This is a genomic window from Pseudomonas jinjuensis (assembly GCF_900103845.1).
In the GTDB taxonomy this organism is placed as follows: domain Bacteria; phylum Pseudomonadota; class Gammaproteobacteria; order Pseudomonadales; family Pseudomonadaceae; genus Pseudomonas; species Pseudomonas jinjuensis.
Window position 1 is genome coordinate 64441 of record NZ_FNIJ01000013.1, and the last position, 25258, is coordinate 89698.

The 25258-nt window shown below is 66.4% G+C and carries 22 protein-coding genes; 9 read left to right on the plus strand and 13 right to left on the minus strand.

The features are described 5' to 3' along the window. Nucleotides 1–40 precede the first annotated feature (40 nt). Together BLR75_RS18300 and purE are read right to left on the minus strand one after the other, a co-directional pair. Nucleotides 41–1126 (minus strand): 5-(carboxyamino)imidazole ribonucleotide synthase, encoded by a 1086-nt coding sequence (locus BLR75_RS18300; protein WP_084312041.1) that lies wholly within the window; start codon nt 1124–1126, stop codon nt 41–43. 8 nt (nt 1127–1134) lie between these two features. Continuing rightward, nucleotides 1135–1626 carry a 5-(carboxyamino)imidazole ribonucleotide mutase gene (purE, locus tag BLR75_RS18305; RefSeq protein ID WP_084312040.1) on the minus strand — a complete coding sequence of 164 codons (492 nt, stop codon included), beginning with the start codon at nt 1624–1626 and terminating at the stop codon, nt 1135–1137. Between the two features lie 302 nt (nt 1627–1928). Between purE and adhP the strand changes: the two genes are divergently transcribed. Further along, nucleotides 1929–2957, plus strand: coding sequence for an alcohol dehydrogenase AdhP (gene adhP / locus BLR75_RS18315; RefSeq protein WP_090416122.1), 1029 nt, complete (start codon nt 1929–1931; stop codon nt 2955–2957). Nucleotides 2958–3109: 152 nt separating this feature from the next. On the opposite strand, the gene BLR75_RS18320 is transcribed toward adhP, so the two are convergent. Then, nucleotides 3110–4015, minus strand: a complete 906-nt coding sequence (locus BLR75_RS18320) for a LysR substrate-binding domain-containing protein (protein ID WP_084312038.1) — start codon at nt 4013–4015, stop codon at nt 3110–3112. A gap of 179 nt (nt 4016–4194) precedes the next feature. Between BLR75_RS18320 and aspA the strand changes: the two genes are divergently transcribed. Next, nucleotides 4195–5619: an aspartate ammonia-lyase gene (gene aspA, locus BLR75_RS18325; protein WP_084312037.1), complete on the plus strand. Its 1425-nt coding sequence runs from the start codon at nt 4195–4197 to the stop codon at nt 5617–5619. 429 nt (nt 5620–6048) lie between these two features. Further along, a complete protein-coding gene (locus BLR75_RS18330; protein ID WP_084312036.1) occupies nt 6049–7077 on the plus strand; it encodes a DUF5924 family protein in 1029 nt (342 codons plus the stop codon). 161 nt (nt 7078–7238) lie between these two features. Here BLR75_RS18330 and BLR75_RS18335 read toward each other — a convergent pair whose 3' ends face one another. The 4 genes from BLR75_RS18335 to BLR75_RS18350 form a co-directional block, all read right to left on the minus strand. Beyond that, nucleotides 7239–7580 carry a zinc ribbon domain-containing protein YjdM gene (locus BLR75_RS18335; protein ID WP_084312035.1) on the minus strand — a complete coding sequence of 114 codons (342 nt, stop codon included), beginning with the start codon at nt 7578–7580 and terminating at the stop codon, nt 7239–7241. Nucleotides 7581–7637: 57 nt separating this feature from the next. After that, nucleotides 7638–8261, minus strand: a complete 624-nt coding sequence (locus BLR75_RS18340; protein ID WP_084312034.1) for a c-type cytochrome — start codon at nt 8259–8261, stop codon at nt 7638–7640. Nucleotides 8262–8418: 157 nt separating this feature from the next. Continuing rightward, nucleotides 8419–10227 carry a sodium-extruding oxaloacetate decarboxylase subunit alpha gene (gene oadA, locus BLR75_RS18345; RefSeq protein WP_084312033.1) on the minus strand — a complete coding sequence of 603 codons (1809 nt, stop codon included), beginning with the start codon at nt 10225–10227 and terminating at the stop codon, nt 8419–8421. Between the two features lie 10 nt (nt 10228–10237). Next, on the minus strand, nt 10238–11653 hold the full coding sequence (locus tag BLR75_RS18350; protein WP_084312032.1) for an acetyl-CoA carboxylase biotin carboxylase subunit: 1416 nt from the start codon (nt 11651–11653) through the stop codon (nt 10238–10240). 240 nt (nt 11654–11893) lie between these two features. Here BLR75_RS18350 and BLR75_RS18355 point away from each other — a divergent pair, with 240 nt between their 5' ends. Beyond that, nucleotides 11894–12829 (plus strand): LysR family transcriptional regulator, encoded by a 936-nt coding sequence (locus tag BLR75_RS18355; protein WP_090416119.1) that lies wholly within the window; start codon nt 11894–11896, stop codon nt 12827–12829. Here the strand turns inward: BLR75_RS18355 and BLR75_RS18360 are convergent. Then, nucleotides 12783–12995, minus strand: coding sequence for a transcriptional regulator (locus BLR75_RS18360; protein WP_084312030.1), 213 nt, complete (start codon nt 12993–12995; stop codon nt 12783–12785). The two genes, BLR75_RS18355 and BLR75_RS18360, sit on opposite strands and share 47 nt — an antisense overlap. Before the next feature lie 158 nt (nt 12996–13153). On the opposite strand from BLR75_RS18360, the gene choX reads away from it, so the two are divergent. Continuing rightward, nucleotides 13154–14083: a choline ABC transporter substrate-binding protein gene (choX, locus tag BLR75_RS18365; RefSeq protein WP_084312029.1), complete on the plus strand. Its 930-nt coding sequence runs from the start codon at nt 13154–13156 to the stop codon at nt 14081–14083. Nucleotides 14084–14369: 286 nt separating this feature from the next. Continuing rightward, the gene (locus BLR75_RS18370) at nt 14370–14618 is read left to right on the plus strand and encodes a hypothetical protein (RefSeq protein WP_084312028.1); all 249 of its coding nucleotides are present in this window, start codon (nt 14370–14372) and stop codon (nt 14616–14618) included. A 380-nt stretch (nt 14619–14998) separates the two neighbouring features. Here the strand turns inward: BLR75_RS18370 and gbdR are convergent, their stop codons facing one another. After that, nucleotides 14999–16102 (minus strand): choline metabolism transcriptional regulator GbdR, encoded by a 1104-nt coding sequence (gene gbdR, locus BLR75_RS18375; RefSeq protein ID WP_084312027.1) that lies wholly within the window; start codon nt 16100–16102, stop codon nt 14999–15001. A 370-nt stretch (nt 16103–16472) separates the two neighbouring features. Continuing rightward, nucleotides 16473–17849, minus strand: a complete 1377-nt coding sequence (locus BLR75_RS18380; RefSeq protein WP_084312026.1) for an L-serine ammonia-lyase — start codon at nt 17847–17849, stop codon at nt 16473–16475. A gap of 604 nt (nt 17850–18453) precedes the next feature. Here BLR75_RS18380 and BLR75_RS18385 point away from each other — a divergent pair. From BLR75_RS18385 to choV, 3 genes are read left to right on the plus strand one after another with little or no spacing between them, the layout of a single operon-like run. Next, entirely contained in the window at nt 18454–19386 is a 933-nt protein-coding gene (locus tag BLR75_RS18385) for a choline ABC transporter substrate-binding protein (protein WP_090416120.1), read from the plus strand. A 43-nt stretch (nt 19387–19429) separates the two neighbouring features. Continuing rightward, complete coding sequence (gene choW, locus BLR75_RS18390) at nt 19430–20269, plus strand: choline ABC transporter permease subunit (protein WP_084312024.1); 840 nt, start codon at nt 19430–19432, stop codon at nt 20267–20269. Nucleotides 20270–20275: 6 nt separating this feature from the next. Next, a complete protein-coding gene (gene choV / locus BLR75_RS18395; protein WP_084312023.1) occupies nt 20276–21454 on the plus strand; it encodes a choline ABC transporter ATP-binding protein in 1179 nt (392 codons plus the stop codon). Between the two features lie 182 nt (nt 21455–21636). On the opposite strand, the gene BLR75_RS18400 is transcribed toward choV, so the two are convergent. From BLR75_RS18400 to BLR75_RS18410, 3 genes are all read right to left on the minus strand, one after another. Then, entirely contained in the window at nt 21637–22479 is an 843-nt protein-coding gene (locus BLR75_RS18400) for a helix-turn-helix transcriptional regulator (protein WP_084312022.1), read from the minus strand. A 42-nt stretch (nt 22480–22521) separates the two neighbouring features. Further along, entirely contained in the window at nt 22522–23940 is a 1419-nt protein-coding gene (locus BLR75_RS18405) for an aminotransferase (RefSeq protein WP_084312021.1), read from the minus strand. Nucleotides 23941–24115: 175 nt separating this feature from the next. Continuing rightward, a complete protein-coding gene (locus BLR75_RS18410; protein WP_084312020.1) occupies nt 24116–25210 on the minus strand; it encodes a polyamine ABC transporter substrate-binding protein in 1095 nt (364 codons plus the stop codon). Nucleotides 25211–25258: the final 48 nt, after the last annotated feature.

Consider the following 25258-nt stretch of genomic DNA (forward strand, 5'->3'; position numbering starts at 1 on the left):
AAGCACGCGGCCGCCCTGCAGGGAGGACGGCCGCGAGCGATCAGCCCCTGGAGATCAGGGCTTCGACTTCGGCGATCCGCGCCTTCAGCGTCGGCAGGTCGGCGCAGCGCAGGGTGGCGTGGCCGACCTTGCGCCCGGCCTTGAACGCCTTGCCGTAGTGGTGCAGGTGGCAGTCGGGGATGGCGACGACCTTCTCCACCGCCGGCACTTCGCCGATGAAGTTGAGCATGGCGCTCTCGCCGACCTTGGCGGTCGAGCCCAGCGGCAGGCCGGCGACGGCGCGCAGGTGGTTCTCGAACTGGCTGCACTCGGCGCCTTCGATGGTCCAGTGCCCGGAGTTGTGCACGCGCGGGGCGATCTCGTTGGCCTTCAGGCCGCCGTCCACCTCGAAGAACTCGAAGGCCAGCACGCCGACGTAGTCCAGCTTCTGCAGCACGCGGCCGGCGTAGTCTTCGGCCTGCGCCTGCAGCGGATGGTCCGCGCTGGCCACGGAGAGGCGCAGGATGCCGTCCACGTGGGTGTTGTGCACCAGCGGGTAGCAGCGCACCTCGCCGTTGCGGCCGCGCACCGCCACCAGCGACACCTCGCCGGTGAAGGACACGAAGCCTTCGAGGATGCACGGCACGCTGCCCAGCTCGGCGAACGCATCGACCACGTCGGCGGCGCTGCGCAAGACCTTCTGGCCCTTGCCGTCGTAGCCCAGGGTGCGGGTCTTCAGCACGCCCGGCAGGCCGATGCTGGCCACCGCGGCGTCGAGATCGGCCTGGGTCTGGATGTCGGCGAAAGCCGGGGTCGGAATGCCCAGCTCCTTGAACATCGACTTCTCGAACCAGCGGTCGCGGGCGATGCGCAGGGATTCGGCGCTCGGGTAGACCGGCACGAACTGCGAGAGGAAGGCCACGGTCTCGGCCGGCACGCTCTCGAATTCGAAGGTCACCAGGTCGACCTCGTCGGCCAGCTGGCGCAGGTGGTCCTGGTCGCCGTAGTCGGCGCGGATGTGCTCACCGAGGGCCTGGGCGCAGGCGTCCGGCGCCGGGTCGAGGAAGGCGAAGTTCATGCCCAGCGGGGTGCCCGCCAGGGACAGCATGCGGCCCAGCTGGCCGCCACCGATGACACCGATTTTCATGGATGTACTCAGGCTTCTCGGGGGTCCGGGTTGTCCAGCACGGTTTCCGTCTGTTCGGAGCGGAACACTTTCAGTGCGACGTGATATTTCGGGTACTTGCCGCCGAGGATGCTCGCCGCCAGCAGCGCCGCGTTGACCGCGCCGGCCTTGCCGATGGCCAGGGTGCCGACCGGGATGCCGGCGGGCATCTGCACGATGGACAGCAGCGAATCGACGCCGGAGAGCATGGACGACTGCACCGGCACGCCGAGGACCGGCAGGTGGGTCTTGGCGGCGCACATGCCCGGCAGGTGGGCGGCACCGCCGGCGCCGGCGATGATCACCTCGATGCCGCGGCCTTCGGCCTCTTCGGCGTACTGGAACAGCAGGTCGGGAGTACGGTGGGCGGAAACCACCTTCACCTCGTAGGGAATCCCCAGCTTGTCCAGCATGTCCGCGGTGTGGCTGAGGGTGCTCCAGTCGGATTTGGAGCCCATGATCACACCAACCAGTGCGCTCATCGTCGTGCCTCTCTCAGGGTGAAAACCAACAAGCCACGCTCGGGCGTGGCTTGTACGTGGCCGAAGCGGCGGCAGACGTCGCTTCGAAGGCGCCGCAGTATACCGCAAAGCCACGCCCGGCGCGCCTGTCGAGTGACCGTCCGTCCCGATTTGTAGCGCCCGGTAAATTTTCCTACAGAAAACACCTCGGAAAAGCCTGCCGCAACTCAAGACGATCCTGATTTACCGGTCCAGACTGCCTGTTCGCGCCTGCGCTTCGCTGCAGGCCCCTCTTCATCGTCCAAGGAGAGCACGAGATGTCCCTGACCCTGCCCCAGACCATGAAAGCCGCGGTAGTCCACGCCTTTGGCGAACCGCTGCGGATCGAGGAAGTGAAAGTCCCCCTGCCCGGCCCCGGGCAGGTGCTGGTGAAGATCGAGGCGTCCGGCGTCTGCCACACCGACCTGCACGCCGCCGAGGGCGACTGGCCGGTGAAGCCGAGCCTGCCGTTCATTCCCGGGCACGAGGGCGTCGGCTACGTCGCCGCGGTGGGCGCCGGGGTGACCCGGGTGAAGGAAGGCGACCGCGTCGGCGTGCCCTGGCTGTACACCGCCTGCGGCTGCTGCGAACACTGCCTGACCGGCTGGGAAACCCTCTGCGAACAGCAACAGAACACTGGCTATTCGGTAAACGGCGGTTATGCCGAATATGTGCTGGCGGACCCCAACTTCGTCGGTATCCTGCCGAAACAGGTCGGCTTCACCGAGATCGCGCCGATCCTCTGCGCGGGCGTCACCGTGTACAAGGGCCTCAAGGAAACCAGGGCGCGCCCCGGCCAGTGGGTGGCGATCTCCGGCATCGGCGGCCTCGGCCATGTCGCCGTGCAGTATGCGAAGGCCATGGGGCTGCATGTGGCGGCGGTGGATGTCGACGACGCCAAGCTGGAACTGGCGCGCAAGCTCGGCGCCACGCTGACGGTGAACGCGAAGCAGGAAGACCCGGTCGCGGTGATCCAGCGCGACATCGGCGGCGCCCACGGCGTGCTGGTCACGGCGGTTTCCAACAGCGCCTTCGGCCAGGGCATCGGCATGGCCCGCCGCGGCGGCACCGTCTCGCTGGTCGGCCTGCCGCCGGGCGACTTCCCCACGCCGATCTTCGACGTGGTGCTCAAGGGCCTGCACATCACCGGCTCCATCGTCGGCACCCGCGCGGACCTGCAGGAAGCGCTGGACTTCGCCGGCGAAGGACTGGTCAAGGCGACGGTGAGCTCGGACAGGCTGGACAACATCAACGCCATCCTCGACAGGATGCGCGCCGGGCAGATCGAGGGGCGGATCGTGGTGGAGATCTGACCGATCCGGACACGGCCCCCCTGTAGGAGCCGGGCCATGCCCGCGACCCACATCACGCGCCGTCGCGGGCATGGCCCGCTCCTACAGGTCACCTCCGCGCAGGGTGGGTGCAACCCGCCATCCCCACACCATTCCGGCGGATTGCACCCACCCTACACGCTGCCCATCCCGCCTTCCAGCTTGCGCCACAGCAGCCGCACCGCCGCCTTGCGCACCAGCGCGCAGCGGTACAGGCGGATCTCCTGCGGCACCACCCAGTGCGGGCCGCCGCAGATCGCCAGTTCGCCGCGGGCCAGTTCCGTCGCCGCGCTCAGGCGCGGCACCCAGGCCACGCCCATGCCCTGCAGCGCCATGCTCTTCAGGCTGTCGGCCATCGCCGTCTCGTAGACGATGGTGTAGCGCAGGCTGCGCTGGCGCAGCAGCAGGTTGACCCCGCGGCCGAGGAAGGCGCCGGCGCTGTAGGCCAGCAGCGGCACGCTCTGGCCGCTGTCGAGGTCGTAGAGCGGCACGCCGGCGGAGTTCACCGCGCAGACCGGGAGCATCTCGGTGCGGCCCAGGTGCAGCGAGGGGAAGATTTCCGGGTCCATCTGCAGCGCCGCGTCCGGGTCGTAGAAGGCCAGCATCAGGTCGCAGCCGCCCTCGCGCAGCAGGTGCACCGCCTCGCCGACGTTGGTCGCCACCAGGCGGCTGGCGATGTTCAGGCCCTCGGCGCGCAGCCGCGAGATCCACGCCGGGAAGAAGCCCAGCGCCAGCGAGTGCGCGGCGGCGAACTGCAGCACCTCGCCCTGCCCGCTCTCCAGGTGATGCAGATGGCGCACCACCTGGCCGAGCTGCTCGACCACGGCACGTGCGGTGACGAGGAACAGCTGGCCGGCCTCGGTCAGCTCCACCGGCGTGCGCTGGCGGTTCACCAGGGTCAGGCCGAGGGCATCCTCCAGGCTGCGGATGCGCCGGCTGAAGGCCGGCTGGGTGACGAAGCGCTTTTCCGCCGCCTGGGAGAAGCTGCGGGTGGCGGCCAGCGCGCTGAAGTCCTCCAGCCATTTCATTTCGAGATTCACGGAAAGGCTCCTGGAACGTGCGTAACAGGTTGCACGTTCGCTGTCATCAGTTGGTCACAGCGTACATTATGCCGTTTGTGCATGAGGCAGCGCTTAACAGCATTGGCCGACGATCGGCGAAATCCCTAGTCTACGGGGCATCGCGGCGGTTGCCGTGTTTCCCTGAGAAGACTCTCGTCATGTCCCCTGTTGCATCGTTCCGCATCGAGAAAGACCTGCTCGGCACTCTTGAAGTACCTGCCGATGCCTACTACGGCATCCAGACCCTGCGCGCCGTGAACAACTTCCGCCTGTCCGGTGTGCCGCTGGCGCACTACCCGAAACTGGTCGTCGCCCTGGCGATGGTCAAGCAGGCAGCCGCCGATGCGAACCACCAGCTGGGCCACCTGCCCGCCGAGAAGCATGCGGCGATCAGCGAGGCCTGCGCCCGCCTGATCCGCGGTGATTTCCACGAGCAGTTCGTGGTCGACATGATCCAGGGTGGCGCCGGCACTTCCACCAACATGAACGCCAACGAAGTGATCGCCAACATCGCCCTCGAAGCGATGGGCCACACCAAGGGCGAGTACAAGTACCTGCACCCGAACAACGACGTGAACATGGCGCAGTCGACCAACGACGCCTACCCGACCGCCATCCGCCTGGGCCTGCTGCTCGGCCACGACACCCTGCTGGCCAGCCTCGACAGCCTGATCCAGGCCTTCGCCGCCAAGGGCGAAGAGTTCGCCAACGTGCTGAAGATGGGCCGCACCCAGCTGCAGGACGCCGTGCCGATGACCCTCGGCCAGGAATTCCACGCCTTCGCCACCACCCTTGGCGAAGACCTCGACCGCCTGCGCCGCCTGGCGCCGGAGCTGCTCACCGAAGTGAACCTCGGCGGCACCGCCATCGGCACCGGCATCAACGCCGACCCCGGCTACCAGAAGCTGGCCGTCGAGCGCCTGGCAGCCATCAGCGGCCAGCCGGTCGTGCCGGCCGCCGACCTGATCGAAGCCACCTCCGACATGGGCGCCTTCGTGCTGTTCTCCGGCATGCTCAAGCGCACCGCGGTCAAGCTGTCGAAGATCTGCAACGACCTGCGCCTGCTCTCCAGCGGCCCGCGCACCGGCATCAACGAGATCAACCTGCCGCCGCGCCAGCCGGGCAGCTCGATCATGCCGGGCAAGGTCAACCCGGTGATCCCGGAAGCGGTCAACCAGGTCGCCTTCGAAATCATGGGCAACGATCTGGCGCTGACAATCGCTGCCGAAGGCGGCCAGCTGCAGCTGAACGTGATGGAGCCGCTGATCGCCTACAAGATCTTCGACTCGATCCGCCTGCTCCAGCGCGCCATGGACATGCTGCGCGAGCACTGCATCACCGGCATCACCGCCAACGTCGAGCACTGCCACAAGCTGGTGGAGCACAGCATCGGCCTGGTGACCGCGCTGAACCCGTACATCGGCTACGAGAACTCCACCCGCATCGCCAAGACCGCGCTGGAAACCGGCCGCGGCGTACTGGAACTGGTGCGCGAGGAGAAGCTGCTGGACGAAGCCACCCTGGCCGACATCCTGCTGCCGGAAAACATGATCGCCCCGCGCCTGATTCCGCTGCGCGCCTGAACACCGGGCCGGGATCGAGCCGGCCCATGACTCACCGGTTGTGGAGGAGTCATCCTCCCCACCTTTCAGGGGTGCCCACCATCCCTGCTTTTATACCCGGCGCGGCGGAGCGATCCGCGCGCCACGCTCACCGGCTGAGAGGTCAGTCAGACTCTCTCCACTATGGGGATGCTGCAGATGCGGCATCCCCTTTTTTTTGCCTGCGAAACGCCCGTGACATTGGCTGGGCCGGCAGGTCGCGGGCATGGCCCGCTCCTACAAAATCGCCCCGCCCCGGCTTCGAATCGTTCCCACGCTCCGGCGTGGGAACGCATCCCTGGACGCTCCTGCGTCCATTTCTTCGCGGGCATAGCCCGGGTTCGGCATGGCCCCCTCCCCGCCCCAGGCGTACAATTGACGCCCCTTTCCGCTCCGCATCCAACCAACTTCATGCCTACCTGGAAGACCCATCTCCAGCGCCTGATCGCTTTCGTCGTCGCCATCATGACCCGCTATCCGCGGCTGGTCGCCGTGGCGGGGTTCGCCTCCGGAGTGTTCAGCTTCATGATGGTCGACCGCCACCGCGCCGGGTTCGCCCGGGTGATGGCGATCGTCATGCTGGTCAGCTGGGCCTGGCTGATGCTGGAGAACCTGCTCACCAAACGCATCAAGAAGCGCTTCGGCTGGGAGCTGCCGCCGCCGCTGCTGCGCTACGCCACCCAGCTGATCCACCAGGAAAGTCTGTTCTTCTGCCTGCCGTTCTTCTTCGTCACCACCACCTGGAACAGCGGCCAGGCATTGTTCACCGGAGCGCTGGCGCTGGCCGGGCTGATCGCCATCGTCGACCCGGTCTACTACAAGTGGCTGGCGCCGCGGCGCTGGACCTTCCTCGGCTACCACGCCCTGACGCTGTTCGCCGTGCTGCTGACGGCGCTGCCGATCATCCTCCACCTGAACACGCCGGAGAGTTACCGGCTGGCGCTGGGCATCGCCGTGCTGCTGTCCTTCCCCAGCCTGGCGGTGTCGGTGTCGATCCAGAAGTGGTGGCGCTGGCTGGCCCTGCTCGGGCTGACCGTGGCGGTCGGCACGGTCGGCTGGTTCGGCCGCGCCTGGGTGCCGCCGTCGACGCTGTGGATGACCGAGATGGCGGTGACCGCGCAGTTCGACAACGTCCAGCGCACCCCCGGCGACAGCCTGGAGACGGTGCCGGCCGCGCAGATCAGCAGCCAGGGGCTCTACGCCTACACGGCGATCAGCGCGCCGCGCGGGCTGGACGAACGCATCTACCACGTCTGGCGCCTGAACGGCCGCGAGGTGGACCGCATCGCCCTGGACATCCGCGGCGGCCGCGAGGCCGGCTACCGGGCCTGGACGCACAAGCAGAACTTCCCGCCGAATCCGGCCGGCAAGTGGCAGGTGCAGGTGCTGACCGAAGCGGGACAGGTGATCGGGACGCTGCGCTTCGAGGTGACGCCCTGAGCGTTTTTGCAGGAGCAACTGTCTTCGCGCCGCGGCCAATCGCTGGTGTAGGGCCATGCGCACGACATGGGCGGGGTCGCGGGCATGGCCCGCTCCTACAGGCGAAAGCCAATCAATAAAAAGCCCGGCGCGATGGCCGGGCTCTTGGCAAGCTCGAAGGCTCAGACCTTCTTCACGAACTCCGACTTCAGCTTCATCGCGCCGATGCCGTCGATCTTGCAGTCGATGTCGTGGTCGCCGTCCACCAGGCGGATGTTCTTCACCTTGGTGCCGACCTTCACCACCAGCGACGAGCCCTTGACCTTGAGGTCCTTGATCACGCTGACGGTGTCGCCGTCCTGCAGGACGTTGCCGACAGAATCCTTGATCACCTTGACGTCGCTGGCCGCCTCGCTCGCCGCATCGGCGGACCATTCGTGGGCGCACTCCGGGCAGACCAGCAGCGCACCGTCCTCGTAGGTGTATTCGGAATTGCATTTCGGGCAGGGCGGCAGATTGCTCACGGCGGTTCCTCGGTAGGGACAGGAAAGGGCACATATTCTACATGGTTTTACCTGCTCTCAGGGCTGCAGGCCCTGCAGGTAGGCCGCGACCGCCGCGATCTGCCGGTCGGAGAGCCCGCCGGCCACGCCCAGCATGGTCGATCCGGCGCGGCGCGGGTCCTTGTCGCGATAGCGGGTCAGGGTGCGGCGCAGGTATTCGCCCGGCTGGCCTGCCAGGCGCGGGGTGCCCTCCCTGCCGAGGCCCTGCTGGCCGTGGCAGGCCGTGCAGACCTGGCGGAACAGCGCCGCGCCCTCGCCACGCAGGGCTTCGTCGCTGGCGGCGGCGGACGGCCGCACCTGCTGCTGGCTGAAATACACCGCGATGTTCACCCGCTCGTCGAGGCCGAGGGTGCTGGCCAGCCTGGACATCACGTAGTCGCTGCGCGCGCCGCTGGCGTACTTCTCGAAGGCGTCGAACAGGTAGCGCGGGTTCTGCGCCGCCAGGTTGGGGATGTAGTCGCGCTTGCTGTTGCCATCCTCGCCGTGGCAATGCCCGCACAGGGTGATGCGCTCCTGGCCGGCGGCATAGGCCGCCTCGCGCTGCTGCGGATCGGTCATCAGCGCATTGAAACGCTGCAGCGCCGAATCCTCGGCGAAGGCGGGGGAAGCGAGACAGGCCAGCAGGAGCAGGAATTTGCGCATAGTGGTTTTCCCTGGCCCGCCTCCGGGCCTCTGTGCGGCTGAAAAGGCCGACTATAGGAAGCCGCTGCGCGGGCGGCGCGGATGCAGGTCAAGGAAATCCGGAGAATAAAAAAGGGGGAGCATCATGCTCCCCCAGGGACTAAAAAGCGGGGACTTTTCAGCCTTCGATCTCGATCAGGATCTCGCCCGGATTGACGCGATCGCCCTTGGCGACGTTGATGACCTTCACGGTGCCGGCGATGCCCGCCTGGACCTCGGTTTCCATCTTCATCGCTTCGGTGATCAGCACCGGCTGGCCGGCCTTGACCACGTCGCCTTCCTTCACCAGCACATCGACGATGTTGCCCGGCATGGTGGTGGTGACATGGCCCGGCGCGCTGGCCTGCTTGCGCTTGCTGCCGCTACCGACGACGAACTCGTTGAGCGGCTCGAACACCACTTCTTCCGGCATGCCGTCGATGGACAGGTAGAAGTGACGCTTGTTGTCGGTCTTCACGCCGACGCCGGTGATGTCCACGCGGTAGGTCTCGCCGTGGACGTCGATGACGAACTCGGTCGGGGTGCCTTCGCTGCCGGCGGCGGCGACGCCGTTGCCGCTCGGGATCGGCAGCAGTTCTTCCGGCTTCAGGGCGCCGGCGGCGCGCTCTTCGAGGAACTTGCGGCCGATGTCCGGGAACATGGCGTAGGTCAGCACGTCCTCTTCGGACTTGGCCAGCGCACCGATCTCGTCACGCAGCTTGCTCAGTTCCGGCTTGAGCAGGTCGGCCGGGCGCACGTCGATCACTTCCTCGCTGCCGATGGCCTGGCGGCGCAGCTTCTCGCTCACTTCGCCCGGCGCCTTGCCGTAGCGGCCCTGCAGGTACAGCTTCACCTCGTTGGTGATGGTCTTGTAGCGCTCGCCGGCGAGCACGTTGAAGAACGCCTGGGTGCCGACGATCTGCGAGGTCGGGGTGACCAGGGGCGGGTAGCCGAGGTCGGCGCGCACCTGCGGGATTTCCGCGAGCACTTCGTCCATGCGGTGCAGCGCGCCCTGCTCCTTGAGCTGGTTGGCCAGGTTGGAAATCATGCCGCCCGGGACCTGGTTGACCTGCACGCGGGTGTCCACGCCGGTGAATTCGCTCTCGAACTGGTGGTACTTCTTGCGCACGGCGTAGAAATACAGGCCGATCTCCTGGAGCAGTTCCAGGTCCAGGCCAGTGTCGTACGGGGTGCCGCGCAGGGCGGCGACCATCGACTCGGTGCCCGGGTGGCTGGTGCCCCAGGCCATGCTGGAGATGGCGGTGTCGATGCGGTTGGCACCGTTTTCCACGGCCTTCAGCTGGCACATGCTGGCGACGCCGGCGGTGTCGTGGGAGTGCACGACCACGTCGAGGGACAGGTTGTCCTTCAGCGCCTTGACCAGTTCGCCGGTGGCGTAGGGGGTCAGCAGGCCGGCCATGTCCTTGATGGCGATGGAGTCGACGCCCATGTCGGCCATGGCCTTGCCCTGGGCGACGAAGGCTTCGATGGTGTGCACCGGGCTGGTGGTGTAGCAGATGGTGCCCTGGGCGTGCTTGCCGGCGGCCTTCACGGCCTCGATGGAAACGCGCAGGTTACGCACGTCGTTCATCGCGTCGAAGATGCGGAACACGTCGATGCCGTTGACCGCGGCCTTGGCGACGAAGGCCTTGACCACGTCGTCGCTGTAGTGGCGGTAGCCGAGCAGGTTCTGGCCGCGCAGCAGCATCTGCAGGCGGGTGTTCGGCAGCGCGGCCTTCAGCTTGCGCAGGCGCTCCCACGGGTCTTCCTTGAGGAAGCGCACGCAGGCGTCGAAGGTGGCGCCGCCCCAGACTTCCAGCGACCAGTAGCCGACCTGGTCGAGCTTGTCGCAGATCGGCAGCATGTCCTCGGTGCGCATGCGGGTGGCCAGCAGCGACTGGTGGGCGTCGCGCAGGATGGTATCGGTGACGGTGACTTTCTTGCTCATTCGATAATCCTCACAGGCCGGCGTGGGCAGCGATGGCGGCGGCGATGGCCAGGGCCAGTTCTTCTGGTTTGCGCTTGATCGAGTAGTTGGTCAGTTCCGGGTGGCTTTCCACGAAGCTGGTGTTGAACTGGCCACTGCGGAATCCCGGGTCCTTGAGGATTTCCTGGTAGTACGGCGCGGTGGTCTTCACCCCCTGCACGCGCATGTCGTCCAGGGCGCGCAGGCCGCGGTCCAGCGCTTCTTCCCAGGTCAGTGCCCAGACGATCAGCTTCAGGCACATCGAGTCGTAGAACGGCGGAATGGTGTAGCCGGTGTAGATCGCCGTGTCGGTCCGCACGCCGGGGCCGCCGGGCGCGTAGTAGCGGGTGATCTTGCCGAACGACGGCAGGAAGTTGTTCTTCGGGTCTTCCGCGTTGATACGGAACTGCAGGGCGAATCCGCGGTGCTGGATGTCCTCCTGCTTGACCGACAGCGGCAGGCCCGAGGCGATGCGGATCTGCTCGCGAACGATGTCGATGCCGGTGATTTCCTCGGTGATGGTGTGTTCCACCTGCACCCGGGTGTTCATTTCCATGAAGTACACCTCGCCATCGGCGAGCAGGAACTCCACGGTACCGGCGTTCTCGTAGCCCACGGCCTTGGCCGCGCGGACGGAGAGGTCGCCGATGTAGGCGCGCTGTTCCGGGGTGAGCTGCGGGCTCGGGGCGATCTCGATGAGCTTCTGGTTGCGGCGCTGGATCGAGCAGTCGCGCTCGAACAGGTGCACGGTGTTGCCGAAGGAGTCGGCCAGCACCTGGGCTTCGATGTGCTTCGGATTGACGATGCACTTCTCGAGGAAGACTTCCGCACTGCCGAACGCCTTGGTGGCTTCGGAGATCACGCGGGGGTAGGCCTGTTCCAGTTCCTCGCGGCTGTTGCAGCGGCGGATGCCACGGCCGCCGCCACCGGAAGTGGCCTTGAGCATCACCGGGTAGCCGATGCGCTCGGCTTCGCGCAGCGCCTCGTCGAGGTCGGCGACGTTGCCTTCGGTACCGGGGGTGCAGGGCACGCCGGCGGCGATCATGCTGCGCCGGGCTTCGGTCTTGTCGCCCATGCGGCGGATCACCTCGGCCGACGGGCCGATGAACTTGATCCCGCGCTCGGCGCAGATTTCCGCCAGCTCGGCGTTCTCGGAGAGGAAGCCATAGCCCGGGTGCAGCGCGTCGCAGCCGGTTTCCACGGCGAGGTTCACCAGCGCGCGCGGATTCAGGTAGCCGGCCAGCGGATCGGCGCCGATGCTGTGCGCTTCGTCGGCACGCTTGACGTGCAGCGCGTGGCGGTCGGCCTCGGAATAGATGGCTACCGAGCGGATGCCCATCTCGGCGCAGGCGCGCACGATGCGGACAGCGATTTCCCCACGGTTGGCGATCAGGATTTTCTTGATCACTTCGGGTTTCCCTCGACCCGGGCCCGATGGACCCCGGTGCATGAACCAATCGGCAATCCGGTCCGGAAGCGCATCCCGGCCGGCTGGGCACAACGCCGGATCAGGCTTCCGGCTGTTTTTTACCCTAACGCCAGAGGGAGGATTAACCAAAATCAATAATTATTGGGGTAGCCATTAATTTTGACTTATAGTTGACGAAACAGCCGTCATCGGGAGTCGAGAGACATGCGTAAGTCATTGATGCGCATGACATTGCGCCAGCTGCAGGTATTCCGTGCGGTGTGCGAGAGCCGTTCCTACAGCCGCGCCGCGGAAGAAATGGCGCTGACCCAGCCGGCGGTCAGCCTGCAGATCCGACAACTGGAAGAGCTGGTCGGCCAGCCGCTGTTCGAGTACATCGGCAAGAAGCTCTACCAGACCGACGCCGCCGACGCCCTGCTGCGCGCCAGCAACGACATCTTCCAGCGCCTGGAAAACCTCGACATGCAGCTCTCCGACCTGAAGGGCTCGCTGCAGGGCCAGCTGCGCCTGGCGGTGGAATCCAGCGCCAAGTACATCACTCCGCACCTGTTCGCGAAATTCCAGGAACAGCACCCGGACGTCAGCCTGAACCTCACCGTGGTCAACCGCGGCCAGGTGATCAAGCGCCTGTCGGACAACCGCGACGACCTGGTGATCATGTCCCTGGTGCCGCAGGACATGGCGCTGGAGTTCCTGCCCTTCCTCAACAACCCGATCGTCGCGGTGGCGCCGCCGGACCATCCGCTGTGCTCGGCGGCCAAGCTGTCGCTGAAGGACCTGGAAGCCTTCCCCCTGCTGATCCGCGAGCCGGGCTCCGGCACACGCAAGGCGATCGAGGAGCATTTCCAGCAGAAGCGTGCGCATTTCCCGCAGACTCTGGAATTTTCCTCGCTGGAAGGCTCGCGCGAGGGCGTCCTCGCCGGGCTCGGCCTGGCCCTGCTGCCACGCCATGCGGTGAGCCGCGAAGTGCAGGCGGGACTGCTGCGCGAACTGCCGGTGGAGGAGCTGCCGCTCTATCGCAGCTGGTGTCTGGTGCACGCCCGCGGCAAACGCCTGAGCCCGGTGGCCCAGGCGTTCGTCGCCTTCATCCGTGAAGGCCGGGCGCTGATCAGCCAGCTGGCCGAGCGCTTTTCCGCGCCGAACGCGCCGAATTGAGGTAATTGACGGCGATCAGGTCGGGATAATCATCGTTTTCCAGGGCGAACCGGCGGCTTTCGAGGCGTTCCTCGATGGCCCGGCGGAACATCATGCGCCGCTGGTCTTCGAGCTTGCGGCGGGTCTTGGCGTCCAGTTGCAGGGTGGCGTCGATCTGGCGTGGCATCTCGCATCTCCCATGGCCGAAGGGGCTGGAGTGGCCAGCTTGGCGCCGGCAGATGACGCTTTGACGGCGAAAGAATGAACAGTGGGTGTCGCCGCCGGCGCGCGCAGCGGGTGCGCCACGGCTAGTCTCCGATGAACGAGATCGCCGGGGGAGCGGCCATGAGAGTCCCGATCATCATCCTCGTCCTGGCGCTGCTGGCCGATGGCGCGCGGGCCGGCGAGCCGGAGCGCTGCCGGGACGTGCGCATGGGCCTGGTCAGCTGGACCGACGTGGTCGCCACCAGCGCCATCGCCGAGGCGCTGCTGGAAGGGCTCGGCTATCGCGTCAAGCAGACCAGCGCGGCGCAGCAGATCATCTTCTCCGGCCTGCGCGACGACCGCCTTGACATCTTCCTCGGCTACTGGAGTCCGCTGATGGACGCCAACATCCGCCCCTTCGTCGAGAAGCGCCAGGTGCGCGTGCTGCAGCCGCCGAGCCTGCCCGACGCCCAGGCCACCCTGGCGGTGCCGGATTACGCCTACGACGGCGGGCTCAGGACCTTCGCCGACATCGCCCGCTTCCGCGAACGCCTGGACGGCAAGCTCTACGGCATCGAACCCGGCACCGGGGCGAACAGGGGCATGGCCGCGATGATCGCGCAGAACCGCTTCGGCCTCGGCGGGTTCCGTCTGGTCGAATCCAGCGAAGCCGGCATGCTCACTGCCGTGCGCCGGGCGATCAAGCGCCGGGACTGGATCGTCTTCTTCGGCTGGAAGCCGCACCCGATGAACCTCGACATTCCGCTGCGCTACCTGTCCGGCAGCGAGGGCGTCTACGGCCCCGACGAAGGGCGCGCCACGGTCTCGACGGTCACCGCGCCGGACTATCTGGAGCGCTGCCCGAACGTGGCGCGCCTGCTGCGCAACCTGACCTTCGACGCCGACCAGGAAAGCCGCCTGATGGCGCCGATCATGGAGCGCCAGCCGCCCCGCCAGGTCGCCCGCGACTGGCTGAAGGCGCATCCCGGGGACCTGCAGCGCTGGCTCGACGGCGTCGGCAGCTTCGCCGGCGCGGATGGCCTGGCGGCGGTCCGCGCCAGTCTCGAATGAGGAATCCCCTGCCGGCCCTGCGGCCTGGACAAAAAAATCCCCTGCGGCGCCCGACGCGCGGCAGGGGACAAGAATGAGCCGGTAGTGGGCTCTCAGTGTGTGCCCGGTCCGAGTGCCTGCGGACCTTCGATGGCTTCCATTCTGCGTAGCCCGCCGTAACGCCGCTTAGTCGAAAGCGACCTGCTCATGCCAGCTCCGGACATTCCGACCTGCGGATGCTTGCCGCCCCGCCCCGGGGTTACCAGAATCGATTCCAGTCCCTGATTGCAGCCATGGAGATAGCGCGATGATGCATGCCGACCTGATCGACCAGGACGATTTCCGCGAGCGCCTGCAGGCGCTGGGTTTCCACATGCCACCCGACGCGACGCCGGAGCAGGCCTGCGAAATCGCCGTGCGCGCCCTCACCCCGGAAAGCTCGCGCGCACTGCGCCGGCTGGTGGAGGAAATGTTCACCAGCAACGCCACCCTGCTCCCCGCGGTACGCGAGGCGATTTCCCGGCAACTGCTGCCGGCGCTGGTGCCGCGGCCGTAAGGCGGGACGGGGCACTTCCGCGTCCGTCGTAGACGCGCGCCACGCGCGCGGTCGCGGGCATGGCCCGCTCCTACAGGTATGGCGTCAAGCGGGCCATGAGCAGCCACGTAGGGCGCATAACGCGCCAGCGTTATCCGCCATCCCATCGGCGCGGCCTGGTCGGCGGATGAAGCGTTCCGCTTCATTCGCCCTACACAGCGATTGCGAGACAGTTGTCCCTACACGGCTTCATGGTTCCCACGCCCCTGCGTGGGAACCATGAAATGCATCCTCGGACGCCCCCGCGTCCATCCCGGAAGCGCGCCACGCGCACGGTCGCGGGCATGGCCCGCTCCTACGGGTCTCTCGGCGTAGGGCGGGTGCAAGCACGTCGACGCGCGCTACACCCTCACGCTGGCGAAGGTCGACTCGCCCTGCGCCTGGCTGAGCGCCGACATGGCCGAGGAATGCGGCATGTGCGCCAGGTCCTGCGGGATCGGCATCAGCACGGCCGGCTGGTTCAGCGGCTGGCCCTGGCGCTCGTCGCGCGGCGGGATGCCGAAGTATTCGCGGTAGCACTTGGAGAAGTGCGGGGTGGAGACGAAGCCGCACACCGAGGCCACCTCGATGATCGACATGGAGGTCTGCTTGAGCAGCTGGCGCGCGCGGATCAGGCGCAGCTTCAGGTAGTAGCGCGACGGCGAGCAGTGCAGGTACTTCTGGAACAGCCGCTCGAGCTGGCGCCGCGAGACGTTGACGTAGACCGCCAGTTCGTCGAGGTCGATCGGTTCCTCCAGGTTGGCTTCCATCAGCGCGACGATTTCCTGCAGCTTCGGCTGGTTGGTGCCGAGCATGTGCTTGAGCGGCACGCGCTGGTGGTCCTGCTCGTTGCGGATGCGCTCGTAGATGAACATCTCGGAGATCGCCGCCGACAGCTCGCGGCCGTGCTCGCGGCCGATCAGGTGCAGCATCATGTCCATCGGCGCGGTGCCGCCGGAGGAGGTGCAGCGGTTGCGGTCGATGGAGAACAGGCGGGTGCTCATGGCCACGCGCGGGAAGGCCTCCTGCATCGCCGCCAGGCATTCCCAGTGCACGCTGCAGTCGTAGCCGTCGAGGAGGCCGGCGCGGGCCAGCGCCCAGCTGCCGGTGCACACCGCGCCGAGGCGGCGGCCGAGGCGCGCCTGGGTCTGCAGGAAGGTCACATGTTCACGGCTGACACTGCGCTGGATGCCGACGCCGCCGCAGACGATCACCGTATCCAGCGCCGGCGCATCGGCCATGCTGGCGTCCGGGGTGATCTGCAGGCCGTCGCTGGCCCACACCTGGCGACCGTCCAGGCTCAGGGTGTGCCAGCGGTACAGCTCGCGCCCGGAGAGGTGGTTGGCCATGCGCAGGGGTTCGACTGCCGAAGCGAGGGAAATCAGGGTGAAGTTATCCAGCAGCAGGAAGCCGATGGACTGCGGAGTCCGGGTTTGCAGGGGAACGCCGGCGTTGAACGCATTCATGGTCAATATCCTCACGCTAGGTCACGTGCCCCTTGGGGTTGGGGCGATTTTCTTTTGTTTTTGTAGGAATGCTCTGAGACCGGCGCACTCCTTTGGACAGAAGAGAGAGCAAATGCCGTGCCCACATTGATTGATTGTTCAATAAAAAAAGAAAACGCCCATGAATGGGCGTTTTTGGGAGCTCAGATGCGACCAGCAGAATGTCGCAAATGCCTTAGTGACTGGCCGGTCTGGGCATTTCCGTAGCATCCGGTTTTCGCTAGCGGTCGGGGGTGGTGAGAAAGGTAACGGTTGTGCGGATGAGGTTCTTTCCCGTTTCCCGCCGCCGCGCCAAAAGGAAGCGCAGCGGCGGAATGCGCGCCATTGCGGGTCAGCATTCGATGCTGCTGACCGCCAGGCCGCCGCGCGAGGTTTCCTTGTACTTGTCGTGCATGTCGGCGCCGGTGTCGCGCATGGTGCGGATCACCTGGTCCAACGAGATGAAGTGCTCGCCGTTGCCGCGCAGGGCCATCTGCGCGGCGTTGATGGCCTTCACCGCGGCGATGGCGTTGCGCTCGATGCACGGCACCTGCACCAGCCCGCCGACCGGGTCGCAGGTCAGGCCGAGGTTGTGTTCCAGGCCGATCTCGGCGGCGTTCTCCACCTGCGCGGGGGTCGCGCCGAGGACTTCCGCCAATCCGGCGGCCGCCATCGCGCAGGCCGAGCCGACTTCGCCCTGGCAGCCGACTTCGGCGCCGGAGATGGAAGCGTTCTTCTTGCAGAGGATGCCGACCGCCGCGGCGGCGAGGAAGTAGTCCACCACGTCGCTGTCCCGCGCATCCGGATTGAAGCGCATGTAGTAGTGCAGCACCGCCGGGATGATCCCCGCCGCGCCGTTGGTGGGAGCGGTGACCATGCGCCCGCCGGCGGCATTTTCCTCGTTCACCGCCAGGGCGAACAGGTTGACCCACTCCATGGCGCTCAGGGTCGAGCCGATGACGTTGGGCTTGCCGATCTCCAGCAGGTTGCGGTGCAGCCTGGCCGCGCGGCGCTGCACGTTGAGCCCGCCGGGAAGGATGCCTTCCTCCTTGAGACCGTTGTTCACGCAGTCCTTCATGGCCTGCCAGATCGTCATCAGCCCGGAGCGGATGTCGGTCTCGCTGCGCCACATGCGTTCGTTGGCCAGCATCAGTTCCGACACCCGCAGGTTGTGGCGGCGGCACAGGGTCAGCAGTTCGGCGGCGCTGTTGAAGTCGTAGGGCAGCTGGGTGTGGTCCTGGTCCAGGCTGCCGGTGGCGGCCTGTTCCTCGTCGACGACGAAGCCGCCGCCGATGGAGTAGTAGGTGTCGCGGTGCAGTTCGCCCTCGCTGCCGGAGGCGATCAGCGTCATGGCGTTGGGGTGGTAGGGCAGGTTCTCTTCCAGCAGGCGCATGTCGCGCACCCAGTCGAAGGGAATGCGCCGTTCACCGCCCAGGTTCAGTTCGCCGCTGCTCAGCAGCTCGGCCATGCGCGGGGCGATCTGCGACGGGTCGATGCGGTCCGGCCATTCGCCCATCAGGCCCATGACCGTCGCGCGGTCGGTGCCGTGGCCGACGCCGGTGGCCGACAGCGAGCCATAGAGGCGCACTTCGACGCGAGCGACCCGGCCGAGCAACTGGCGCTCGCGCAGGGCGCCGACGAACAGCGCGGCGGCACGCATCGGGCCGACCGTATGGGAACTGGACGGGCCGATACCGATCTTGAACAGGTCGAACACACTGATAGCCATGCCGGCCTCCGGAAAAACGAAGTGGGGAGCGGAAACGTCCCTGTGTCCGCGTTGCCGCCATCTTCTGCGGTTCGCACCGGCCTGCGGTGTCCGCTATCGACCTGCTTTTATCCAAAAACGCCGCGGGGGCCTGGGTACGAGGGACGCGTAGGGTGGATCACGCTCCACCGATCCGCCATGGCCGCGCATGCGGCCCCGCAATGGTGGATGGAAAAGCGCCATCCACCCTGTGTCGACATCGCGCCAGGCGCGGAACTCGCACGTCCCTCGCGCGTCTGCACTACAGCTGCCCAACCCCGGCCAACGCCGCGGGTCATGGCGGACTATCTTGATAGATGGTTCTGCCGATTCAGGTCGCTCTCAGGCAAAAACGCCGCTCCGAAGTCGCTGCGGCGGGCCAGCAAAACCGGATGCGACACTCCTGGTGCTGATTGCGACTTCGTCCGCACTGGTTACGACGCCCCCGGTAGGCGACAGATTTTTCCTGCTCCATGATCGTTTCCGAATCGACAAGAAAGGGACCGGCAGTTGGTGGTCCCACTAACAAGCATTCAGTCCGCCGCCCCGTAGAGGAGGCGCCGGCACCCTGCAGAGGAGTCCGCTCATGATTGGCAAGTCCTTGCTGCTGGCTGTGTCCCTTTTCGCAATGGCGGCGAATGCCGCCGAACCCGAATCGTGCGGGACGGTACGTTTCTCCGATGTCGGCTGGACCGACATCACCGTGACCACGGCGACCACCCGCGAGTTGCTGGAATCGCTGGGTTACACCACCAAGATGAACATGCTGTCGGTGCCGGTGACCTACCGCTCGCTGGCCAACAACGACCTCGACGTGTTCCTCGGCAACTGGATGCCGAGCATGGCCAACGACATCAAGCCCTACGCCGATGCCGGAACCGTGGAAACCGTGCGCGCCAACCTCGAAGGCGCCAAGTACACCCTCGCCGTGCCGCAGCACGTGTATGACGCCGGGCTGAAGAGCTTCGCCGACATCCACAAGTTCGCCGACAAGCTGGGCAACAAGATCTACGGCATCGAACCGGGCAACGACGGCAACCGCCTGGTGCAGAGCATGATCGACAAGAACGCCTTCGACCTCGGCAAGTTCAAGCTGGTCGAGTCCAGCGAGGCGGGCATGCTCTCCCAGGTGCAGCGCGCCGACCGCCGCGACCAGTGGGTGGTGTTCCTCGGCTGGGAACCGCACCCGATGAACACCCGCTTCAAGATCCAGTACCTGGAAGGCGGGGACGACTTCTTCGGCCCCAACTTCGGTGGCGCCACCATCTATACCAACGTGCGCAAAGGCTACGTGCAGGAATGCCCCAACGTCGGGCAGCTGCTGAAGAACCTCAGCTTCACCCTGGACATGGAGAACAAGCTGATGGACGCCGTCCTCAACGAGGGCAAGAAGCCCGAGGAGGCGGCGAGAACCTGGCTTAAGGATCACCCCGAGCTGCTGGATGCCTGGCTCGAAGGGGTGACCACTCGAGACGGCAAGCCGGCGGCGGCCGCTGCCAAACTGGCCTTCGCCAAGTAACTGGTGAAGGTCGTTTCCCCTTAGCTTCCGATGGGCCCGCACTATGTTCCTGACTGACAACAAGCTTCCCCTGGGAGACCACATCGCCGGATTCGTCGATTGGTTGACCCAGCATGGTTCCGCGTTCTTCGACAAGATTTCGGACACCCTGGAATTCCTCATCCACGGCGTGACCAACGGCCTGCTGTGGTTCAACCCATTGGTCCTCACCGCGATCCTGGTGGCGCTGGTCCACCTCATCCAGCGCAGCGTCGGCCTGACGCTGTTCGCCCTCGCCTCGCTGCTGCTGATCCTCAACCTGGGCTACTGGACGGAAACCATGGAGACCCTCGCCCAGGTCATCTTCGCCACCCTCGTGTGCATCGCCGTCGGCGTGCCGCTGGGCATAGTCGCGGCGCACAAGCCGTGGTTCTACACCGGCCTGCGGCCATTGCTCGACCTGATGCAGACGGTGCCGACCTTCGTCTACCTGATCCCGACCCTGACCCTGTTCGGCCTGGGCGTGGTGCCGGGGCTGATCTCCACGGTGATCTTCGCCATCGCCGCGCCGATCCGCCTGACCTGCCTGGGCATCCAGGACGTGCCGGCGGAACTGATGGACGCCGGCAAGGCCTTCGGCTGCTCGCGCTGGCAGCTGCTGACCCGCATCGAGCTGCCGCACGCCATGCCCAGCATCGGCGCCGGCGTCACCCAATGCATCATGTTGTCCCTGTCGATGGTGGTGATCGCCGCCCTGGTGGGTGCCGACGGCCTCGGCAAGCCGGTGGTCAACGCGCTCAACACGGCGGACATTTCCCTCGGCTTCGAGGCCGGCCTGGCCATTGTCCTGCTCGCCATCCTGCTCGACCGGGTGTGCAAGCAACGCTCGCTGCGGGGGAGGTAAGCACTTATGTCCGCGATTCGTTTCGAACACGTCGATGTGATCTTCGGCGCCCATACCAAGGAAGCCATCAGACTGCTCGACCAGGGCATGGGCCGCGAGGAAATCCTCAAGCGCACCGGACAGGTACTGGGTGTGGAAGACGCCTGCCTGGACGTCAACCGCGGCGAGATCTGCGTGCTGATGGGCCTCTCCGGCTCAGGCAAGTCCAGCCTGCTGCGCTGCATCAACGGCCTCAACACCGTGAGCCGCGGCAAGCTGCTTATCGAGCACGAAGGCCAGCAGGTGGACATCGCCAGCTGCTCGCCGGCGACCCTCAAGACCATGCGCACCAAGCGCATCGCCATGGTGTTCCAGAAGTTCGCCCTGATGCCCTGGCTGACCGTGGCCGAGAACATCGGCTTCGGCCTGGAGATGCAGGGCCGCCCGGCCAACGAGCGGAAGAAGCTGATCGACGAGAAGCTGGAACTGGTCGGCCTGTCGCAATGGCGCGACAAGCGCCCGGACTCGCTGTCCGGCGGCATGCAGCAGCGCGTCGGCCTGGCCCGCGCGCTGGCGATGGACTGCGACATCCTGCTGATGGACGAACCCTTCTCCGCGCTGGACCCGCTGATCCGCCAGCAGCTGCAGGACGAACTGCTGGTGCTGCAACGGCAGCTGCACAAGACCATCGTCTTCGTCAGCCACGACCTCGACGAGGCGCTGAAGATCGGTACCCGCATCGCCATCATGAAGGACGGCCGCATCATCCAGCACGGCAAGCCCGAGGAAATCGTGCTCAGCCCGGCGGACGACTACGTGCGCACCTTCGTCGCCCACACCAACCCGCTCAACGTGCTGTGCGGATCGAGCCTGATGCGCGGCCTCGACCAATGCCGCCACGAGGCCGGCGAAGTCTGCTTCGACCAGGGCCGCGACTGCTGGCTGGGCCTCACCGAAGGCAACCAGATCAAGAACGCGCGCCAGGGCAGCAACATCATCGACCTGCAACGCTGGCGCCCGGGCGACCCGGTGGAAAAGCTCAAGCACGAGCCGACCGTGGTCGACGTCAGCATCCGCATGCGCGACGCCCTGCAGATCCGCTACCAGACCGGCCACAAGCTGGTGCTGCAGGAGCAGAACCGCGTGGTCGGGGTGCTGGGGGACAGCGAGCTCTATCACGCGCTGCTGGGCAAGAACATGGGCTGACGGGGCCGATGAAACGAAGACGCCGGGCATTGCCCGGCGTTTTTGTTTTTGGGATCGCGGCAACGACGGCGACGATGCGCTTTTCGTAGGAGCCAGCTTGCTGGCGATCAGCCGCGCTCACCGCCAGCATGGCCTGCGGATCGCGAGCAAGCTCGCTCCTACAGGTTCCGCGGGGCTTTCCCCTATGGCTCGCCCTGCGTCAGCCAATCGATGAACAGCGAGAACAACTCCGCCTGCGAGTTGATCTCCAGCTTGGTGTACAGGTGCTTGCGGTGCATGCGCACGGTTTCCGGGGATATCTCCAGCACCCTGGCGCTGGACTTCACCGAGTGCCCGCGCAGCAGCAGGTGGGCGATCTCGCGTTCGCGCTCGGTGAGCAGGTCGGCGCCGAAGTTCATGAAGGCCGCGCGGATGTGCCGGTTCAGCGCGGGCGCCGGGGCGCCGGCCGGTTCGCCGTCGAGGCAGCGTTCCAGCCCGCCGCTGCGGTCGAACTGCACGCACAGCTCGCGCACCAGCGGCAGGGCGCTGCGCAGCAGGTCGAGCTGCCCGGCGTCGAAGCGCGCGCCGCTGCGGCCCTGGTAGACGCACAGCGACAGCTTGCGCTGCTCGTCGAGGTCGACGATGTAGTGGCTGTCCTCCACCGAGCCGCACTTGAGGTAGTAGGTCTTGTAGTACTCGCTGCTGAAGAAGTCGTCCGGGGCGATTTCCGCCAGCGGATAGAAGCCCTCGGCGAGGCCGTCCTCCAGCGCCAGGCAGAACGGGTCGAGCATGTAGCCGCGGGCGTAGTAGCGCTCGGTCAGCGCCTCGCGGTACTCCTCGGGAATGCCGCGCTGGTAGAGATGGCGCGGCGCCTGGCCCTTGCGTTCGAGGCCGAACAGCACCGATTCGATCGACACCAGCTGCGCCAGCGCCTCGGCCAGGCATTCGGCGAACGCCGGCTCGGCGACATGCGCCATGACGCGCGCCAGCCCCGCATGCCAGGCATGCAGGGCCGGGGTGGACAGGTTGCTTTCGGTTTCGCTCATGCCGGGCAGTCTACTGGCGCCCGGGAACCTCGGCAAAGCGCATCAGTTTCCCGCGTAGTCGCCGCTCCAGCGCAGGTCGTCCGCCGCCTCGAGGATCGATTCGCGCAGTTTCTCGACGATCTCGTCGACCTGCGCGCGGGTGATGGTCAGCGGCGGCGACATCACGTTGAGGTGCACGATCGGCCGCACCAGCAGGCCCTTGGCCTGGGCGCGCAGGTGGATCTTCTCGCCGATGTTCAGCTCCTCGGGGAACAGCGTCTTGCTGCGCTTGTCGGCGACGAACTCGACGCAGGCCATCAGCCGCTGGCAGCGCACGTCGCCCACCAGCGGCAGGTCGGCCAGGGTGCGCAGGCGCTCCTCGAAGTACGCGCCGACGTCCTCCACATGCGCCAGCAGGTTCTCGCGCTGGATGATCTCGATGTTCTTCAGCGCCGCCACGCAGCTGACCGGATGGCCGCTGTAGGTGAAGCCGTGGCTGAAGCAGCGGCCCTGGGCCGGCTCGGCGATCACCTTCCAGATCCGGTCGGAGAAGATGCACGCGCCCAGCGGCAGGTAGCCGGAAGTCAGGCCCTTGGCGGTGGTGATGATGTCCGGCTGCATGCCGAACACGTCCTCGGAGGCGAAGAACGCGCCGAGGCGGCCGAAGGAGGTCACCACCTCGTCGGCGACGTAGAGCACGTCGTACTTCTGGCAGACCTCCCACATGCGCTTGTGATAGCCGACAGGCGGGACGATCACGCCACCGGAGCCCATGATCGGCTCGGCGAAGAAGGCCGCGACCTGGTCGGCGCCCAGTTCGAGGATCTTGTCCTCGAATTCGGCGACCAGGAATTCGAGGAAGTCCGCCTCGGTCATGCCTTCCGGCGCGCGATAGGGGTTCGGGCAGGAGATGTGGTGGATGAAGTCCTTGAGGAAGTCGAACTCCGCCGGGTGGTCGGCGACCTTGCCGCCGAGGGACATGGTGAGGAAGGTCGAGCCGTGGTAGGCGTTGACCCGGCTGATGATGTGCTTCTTGGCGTGCTTGCCGCGGCAGTTCTGGTAGTACTGGATCAGCCGGTAGGCGGTGTCCACGGCGGTGGAGCCGCCGGTGGTGAGGAACACGTGGTCGAGGTCGCCCGGCGCCAGTTCGGCGAGCTTCTCGCAGAGCTGGATGGCGCTGACGTTGGCCATGTCGCAGAACGGGTTGGAGTAGGCCAACTGGCGCACCTGCTCGGCGATGGCGTCGGCCATTTCCGCGCGGCCGAGGCCGATGTTGGTGCACCACATGCCGCCCACCGCGTCGAGGTAGCGCCGGCCGTGGGTATCGTAGATATAGGCGCCCTCGCCAGCGGCGATGTTCAGCGCGCCGTTCTCGCGGTGGTCGTCGAACACGTGGTAGCCGTGCATGTAGTGCGCCTTGTCGGCGGCGACCAGCTGCTCGTCGTCGAACTGGGCGAAGAAGGCTGGGGATGGGGTGTTCATACTGGGTGCCTCTGTATTTCTGATGTTCTGTTCGGAGGCCGTCACCCTCGCCCCGGCCCTCTCCCGGAGGAAGAGGGGGCGACAGTGCCAGCCATGGATTACCGGAGCGACTCTTCACGCCAAGCCATTCCCCTCTCCCCCTGGGAGAGGGCTGGGGTGAGGGGCTCTGGTGTAGTTACGTGCCCGTCTTCACCGCATTCCACGTCCGCGTGATCAGCCGCGTGGCCTTGCGGTCCTGCACCTTCTGGGTGAACAGGCGCGCGCGGATGGCGGCGTCCGGGTAGATCGCCGGGTTGTCACGCACCTCGGCGGCCAGCAGCGGCGTGGCGGCGGCGTTGCTGGTGGCGTAGCGGATGTAGTCGCTGACCTCGGCGGCCACCTTCGGCTGCAGCATGTATTCGATGAACCTGTGGGCGTTGGCCACGTGCGGCGCGTCGGCCGGGATGTAGAAGTCGTCGAACCAGATCAGCGAGCCTTCCTGCGGGATGAAGTAGTCCAGCTTCACCTTCGCCCCGGCCTCGTCGGCGCGGGCCTGGGCGGTGGCGTAGTCGCCGGACCAGGTCATCGCCATGCACTGGTCGCCGTTGGCCAGGCCGTTGAGGTAGCTGGTGGAGTCGAACTTGCGGATGTACGGACGGATCGACTGCAGCAGGTCCTCCGCGGCCTTCAGGTCTTCCGGCGCGGCGCTGTTGGGGTCGCGCTTCAGGTAGGCCAGCGCCAGCGGGATGACGTCGGTGGGCGAGTCGATGATGGTCACGCCGCAGTCGGCGAACCTGGACACCACCTTGGGATCGAACAGCATCGCCAGCGAGCCGATGGGCGCGTCGGGCATGCGCTCCCTGATCTTGTCGACGTTGTAGGTGATGCCGTTGCTGCCCCAGGTGTAGGGCGCCGAGTACTTCACGCCCGGATCGTAATGATCGAGGTGCCTGAGCACTTCAGGGTCGAGGTTGCTCCAGCTCGGCAGCTTCGACTTGTCCAGCGGCTGGAACACGCCAGCCTTGAGCAGCGGCGGCACCAGCGCGGCGTTGAGCACCACCAGGTCGTAGCCGGAGCGGCCGGGCAGCAGCTTGCCCTGCACGGTTTCGTAGGAGTCGAAGGTGTCGTAGACCACCTTGATGCCGGTGGCCTTCTCGAACCCGGCGATGGTGTTCTCGCCGATGTAGTCGGTCCAGTTGTAGAGGTGAAGGGTGTTGTCGTCGGCGCCGAAGCCCATGGCCGGCAAGGCCGCCAGGGTCGTGCTGAGTACTGCCGCAAGAGTGGTCCGCATGTCAGTCCCGCCTGTTGTTGTTGTCGGGACTCACTCTCGACCGATGGC

Bases quoted from the DNA above. Each gene is read 5' to 3' on its own strand.
- BLR75_RS18380 (WP_084312026.1), bottom strand. From the start codon at position 17,849: ATGGCTATCAGTGTGTTCGACCTGTTCAAGATCGGTATCGGCCCGTCC.
- BLR75_RS18300 (WP_084312041.1), bottom strand. From the start codon at position 1,126: ATGAAAATCGGTGTCATCGGTGGCGGCCAGCTGGGCCGCATGCTGTCC.
- oadA (WP_084312033.1), bottom strand. From the start codon at position 10,227: ATGAGCAAGAAAGTCACCGTCACCGATACCATCCTGCGCGACGCCCAC.
- aspA (WP_084312037.1), top strand. From the start codon at position 4,195: ATGTCCCCTGTTGCATCGTTCCGCATCGAGAAAGACCTGCTCGGCACT.
- choW (WP_084312024.1), top strand. From the start codon at position 19,430: ATGTTCCTGACTGACAACAAGCTTCCCCTGGGAGACCACATCGCCGGA.
- gbdR (WP_084312027.1), bottom strand. From the start codon at position 16,102: ATGAATGCGTTCAACGCCGGCGTTCCCCTGCAAACCCGGACTCCGCAG.
- BLR75_RS18410 (WP_084312020.1), bottom strand. From the start codon at position 25,210: ATGCGGACCACTCTTGCGGCAGTACTCAGCACGACCCTGGCGGCCTTG.
- BLR75_RS18400 (WP_084312022.1), bottom strand. From the start codon at position 22,479: ATGAGCGAAACCGAAAGCAACCTGTCCACCCCGGCCCTGCATGCCTGG.
- choX (WP_084312029.1), top strand. From the start codon at position 13,154: ATGAGAGTCCCGATCATCATCCTCGTCCTGGCGCTGCTGGCCGATGGC.
- BLR75_RS18340 (WP_084312034.1), bottom strand. From the start codon at position 8,261: ATGCGCAAATTCCTGCTCCTGCTGGCCTGTCTCGCTTCCCCCGCCTTC.
- BLR75_RS18360 (WP_084312030.1), bottom strand. From the start codon at position 12,995: ATGCCACGCCAGATCGACGCCACCCTGCAACTGGACGCCAAGACCCGC.
- BLR75_RS18405 (WP_084312021.1), bottom strand. From the start codon at position 23,940: ATGAACACCCCATCCCCAGCCTTCTTCGCCCAGTTCGACGACGAGCAG.
- BLR75_RS18355 (WP_090416119.1), top strand. From the start codon at position 11,894: ATGCGCATGACATTGCGCCAGCTGCAGGTATTCCGTGCGGTGTGCGAG.
- choV (WP_084312023.1), top strand. From the start codon at position 20,276: ATGTCCGCGATTCGTTTCGAACACGTCGATGTGATCTTCGGCGCCCAT.
- BLR75_RS18330 (WP_084312036.1), top strand. From the start codon at position 6,049: ATGCCTACCTGGAAGACCCATCTCCAGCGCCTGATCGCTTTCGTCGTC.
- BLR75_RS18370 (WP_084312028.1), top strand. From the start codon at position 14,370: ATGATGCATGCCGACCTGATCGACCAGGACGATTTCCGCGAGCGCCTG.
- BLR75_RS18385 (WP_090416120.1), top strand. From the start codon at position 18,454: ATGATTGGCAAGTCCTTGCTGCTGGCTGTGTCCCTTTTCGCAATGGCG.
- purE (WP_084312040.1), bottom strand. From the start codon at position 1,626: ATGAGCGCACTGGTTGGTGTGATCATGGGCTCCAAATCCGACTGGAGC.